The 3,126-nt window shown below is 45.6% G+C and carries 4 protein-coding genes and 1 pseudogene; 4 read left to right on the plus strand and 1 reads right to left on the minus strand.

All coding sequences use genetic code 11. From position 1 onward, the window contains the following. A partial coding sequence (locus L5M49_RS24880) for a reverse transcriptase domain-containing protein (RefSeq protein ID WP_263266988.1) occupies positions 1 to 720 on the minus strand: 720 nt, incomplete at its 3' end. A 487-nt stretch (positions 721 to 1,207) separates the two neighbouring features. Here L5M49_RS24880 and L5M49_RS25380 point away from each other — a divergent pair. The 4 genes and pseudogenes from L5M49_RS25380 to L5M49_RS24895 all read left to right on the plus strand — a co-directional run. After that, on the plus strand, positions 1,208 to 1,699 hold the full coding sequence (locus L5M49_RS25380; protein ID WP_411569123.1) for a DUF6864 domain-containing function: 492 nt from the start codon (positions 1,208 to 1,210) through the stop codon (positions 1,697 to 1,699). A gap of 2 nt (positions 1,700 to 1,701) precedes the next feature. Further along, positions 1,702 to 2,019: a hypothetical protein gene (locus L5M49_RS24885; protein ID WP_263172635.1), complete on the plus strand. Its 318-nt coding sequence runs from the start codon at positions 1,702 to 1,704 to the stop codon at positions 2,017 to 2,019. 98 nt (positions 2,020 to 2,117) lie between these two features. Then, positions 2,118 to 2,600, plus strand: coding sequence for a hypothetical protein (locus L5M49_RS24890; protein WP_263172633.1), 483 nt, complete (start codon positions 2,118 to 2,120; stop codon positions 2,598 to 2,600). 386 nt (positions 2,601 to 2,986) lie between these two features. Continuing rightward, positions 2,987 to 3,126: pseudogene (locus tag L5M49_RS24895) on the plus strand (IS4 family transposase); the annotation flags it as partial.

The following is a 3,126-nucleotide window of genomic DNA, read 5'->3' on the forward strand; positions in this document are numbered from 1 at the left end:
GCTTTCCAGCTCTTTATCAAGACTGTCCAACATAATGTTAGAGAGTAATGGCGAGAGTGGGCCGCCTTGAGGCACGCCTTCGAAGCTTGCTTCAAATTGGTCGTTGACCATCACACCAGCTCGCAGGTATTTACCAATAAGCGCCAGCAGACGCTTATCCTGTACCTTGATCCTCAATTGAGTCATCAACAGGTCGTGATTTACTCGATCAAAGAACTTGGACAGATCAACATCGACGGCAAATTTGCGTTTATGTTTGATGATATCCCTGACTTGCAAGACTGCTTGTTTGGCATTCCTATTCGATCTAAAGCCGAAGCTATTAGCCGAGAAGGAAGGGTCAAACAACGGCGTGAGAATTTGAGCAATTGATTGCTGTATCACACGATCAATGACGTTAGGGATACCCAGTTTGCGTTTACCGCCATCGGGTTTGTCGATCTCTACGCGTCTGACTGCTGAGGGTTGATATTCACCTAACTCAAGTTGAGATTTACACTGTTGCCAACCGCCTTGCTGCACCCAAAGCGGGAAGGCTTCGATGGTCATGCCATCGATACCAGCCGCGCCATTATTGGCTTTAACCTGACGCCAAGCTCGGTGTAGATTCTCAGGCTGAAGCAGTTGTTGGAATAAATCGCTGTTGAAGGCTGGTTGCATATCAATACGCTGCTGATAGTAATCGTCTGGCGACGTAGTGGGTATCRACAAGTTTGACAAGACTCCTCTTCTTCTAAATGTTCAGGCCTTCACCATGTACCCACCACGCTAACGCGGGGTATGCTATCCCAWCCATTACGATGGGCGTTGGGCTACTATGCCGTCTGCTGACTTCTGCTTAATCACATRCCGAGTTRCCCCGTCATGCGCTATCGGTTTTCATCTGGTTCGCTCTTTTCAGTCGATGASAYTGAAAAGCCAAGGCACTTATARACCAGAGCCTKACTGGTTAWTGACCGATCGCGTGTTAAGCAGATCTCCCCAGATAARAACATGAACTTTCYTTGCACTGCTGCATCATTTACGGTGGCCATTAGATCACGTGGTTTCGTCGTCTTGTGCCAACTCACCTCTAGCCTACGCCTCATATGATGTTCTTGTTCATCAGCTCGCAAATTTGCTAGCGGCTTCCTTCAGACCAATCCTCGCGGATAAGCCCTTGCCATTCGCTAGTAGTTAACGTTTAATAACAGSATGTTATTGAACGGTGACCTTCCTACAGAGGACTTTCACCYCATTAGTTCATGCCCATGCTGGGCGTACACAAGTAAATCCAGGTGACGTCTACGACGCACCTGATTTAGGCGTTAGAATCACAACTTTAAAATCGGGGAACGTCACATTGTTACAGCACTCTGAATACCCACTCAAAATCACCACCTCGGGATATGAGGTCATTGCATCCGGAGTTGTGCACTTGACTGCGCCAGAGGTGAAATTTTCACTAGCCAATCTCGTTATAAAATATCAATTCAAGAATAGCTCAGAAGACTCTCGATTTATCGCGGAAGTGATTGACAATGAACTAGTTATTAGCCTTTATAACTTCAACAACTCGCTAGGCCAGGGAAGAATAGAACCTATTGAAATTGGGACTCTCGGAGGAAAAAGACTCTTCGCCACATGGTTTGTAAACACCCCGACTGGTTCGGGAGACATTCGGCAGTTCTGCTACACATTTATGCTAATGGGAGCTTAAGCATGCAAGGATCTATCAAGCTTCCAGACACCAAAGAAAGTACTATTGAAGGAAAACCCGGCTCACTTACAAGTAAAGAGATTGCCGGAAAAATTGCCGGGCATATTGGCACCGGCAGAAATGCAAAAGACTCATTCATATGGATGACGATAACCTGGAGCTTCATCATTGCATCCGGGCTAAGTGCTCTTCTTTTTGTACGATCTTTTTTTGTGACATCTGAGGGCGACGCACTATTGCAGTCAATAGTTCAAATATGGAGCGTTTTTGTTCCAATTATCACGCTAGCACTTGGCTATGCGTTCGGAAAAGGTGAGTGAAGGTTCTAACTACTGGTTCAAATCGTTCGCTGCGCTCACAGGGATCGGCTAAAGCCGGCCCCTTAACCAAACGTTAGGCCGCACTGAAGGGATCACATATGGAAGCTGCAATATTCGGATTTGTAGGCGCATTGATAGGAGCTGTTCTTGGCTTTATCGGTTCGATTCTTAGCACCTTTGGCAAATCAAAGGATGTTCAGCTAGACGTTCGCACGAAAGTCGTCACAAATGAGCGAGCTCAATGGCGCAAGGACATGCGAGAACTGTCTGCTGAATATGTCGCGCTATCCAATCGTGTGGCCGTTGCGCCGAGGGAAAATGACGAATACGAGCTAGAGCGTACTCGGGTTCTGATTCGACTCAGGCTGAATGTAAACCCAGACCATAAGCTCGATGCAAAGCTGCTTCTGGTGCTCCCTGTTATATCTCAAAATGCCCGCACCAAGAATATAAATGACCTCAAATCGAAGTTAGAAGAATTCGAGACAGATATGCAGGCATTGCTTAAACGGGAGTGGGATAAATCCAAAGGTGAGGCAGAAACCGGCAACATCGCTGCTTCGGATAGCCGTGCGGCCTAACCATTCAATCCAGGGGACTCCGAAAAAGCTGCGCTTTTTCTCTGCCCCTGAGCTCAAACGTTAAACCCATAGAAATTTTAATCCGAAACTCAAAAATTAGTGTTGGGGATCTAACACGCTTTTGTCCAAAAGTGAGTTTGAAAATGATCAAACTTAATTATGAGAAACTGAAATTCGTCCTCAGATAAATTATCAAACAATAGCGGTATTACCGTTCATGACACCCATAATTTTTATCAAACTTTATTATGGTCGTACAACAGGCTGGGGGAACGTTGCTCTGAAGAATCCCCTGATGATTTACAAATAAATCATCAAATTAGGGTGGAAGCGCATCTTGTTGCATGATCAAATGGTTTCGCTAAAAACTACACTTGGACAACAAGATGCGCGAAGCCAATATCCTACAACATTCTTTACACCAATACTGCCCAGAACTTCACCTAAAACGATTAAACAGCTTGATGCTGGCCTCTAAGGCACTGATTGAATGTAAGACACTGACCTTGACTGAGTTAGGTCGAAA

This window comes from Shewanella sp. SM74, assembly GCF_025653725.1.
In the GTDB taxonomy this organism is placed as follows: domain Bacteria; phylum Pseudomonadota; class Gammaproteobacteria; order Enterobacterales; family Shewanellaceae; genus Shewanella; species Shewanella oncorhynchi.